General features: G+C 44.9%; 1 pseudogene. It reads left to right on the top strand.

The features are described 5' to 3' along the window. Positions 1-472 (top strand): annotated as a pseudogene (locus CIK90_RS01870) (IS1380 family transposase); the annotation flags it as partial.

Here is a 472-nt window from a genome sequence, read left to right as displayed (position 1 = left end):
GCAAGATCTATGATTTCAATACTGCAGACAAACTCAACACATTGCTTATAAACGCTTTGGTTTCTACAGGCGAGTTGAAGGAAATTGAGGAATACGATGTTGACTTTGACCATCAGTTCCTTGAAACGGAGAAGTATGATGCAAAACCGACCTACAAAAAGTTCCTCGGCTACAGGCCTGGCGTATATGTTATCGGTGACAAGATAGTCTATATCGAGAACAGCGATGGTAACACGAATGTGCGTTTTCATCAGGCAGACACCCATAAGAGATTCTTCGCTCTTCTGGAATCCCAGAACATCCGTGTAAATCGCTTCAGGGCAGACTGCGGTTCCTGCTCGAAGGAAATCGTCAGTGAGATAGAGAAGCATTGCAAACATTTCTACATCCGTGCCAACCGATGCAGTTCGCTCTACAATGACATCTTTGCTCTGAGAGGATGGAAGACGGAGGAGATTAACGGCATCCAGTT

The sequence above is a fragment of the Prevotella sp. P5-126 genome, assembly GCF_002251185.1.
In the GTDB taxonomy this organism is placed as follows: domain Bacteria; phylum Bacteroidota; class Bacteroidia; order Bacteroidales; family Bacteroidaceae; genus Prevotella.
This window is presented reverse-complemented; position numbering and strand designations above follow the sequence as displayed.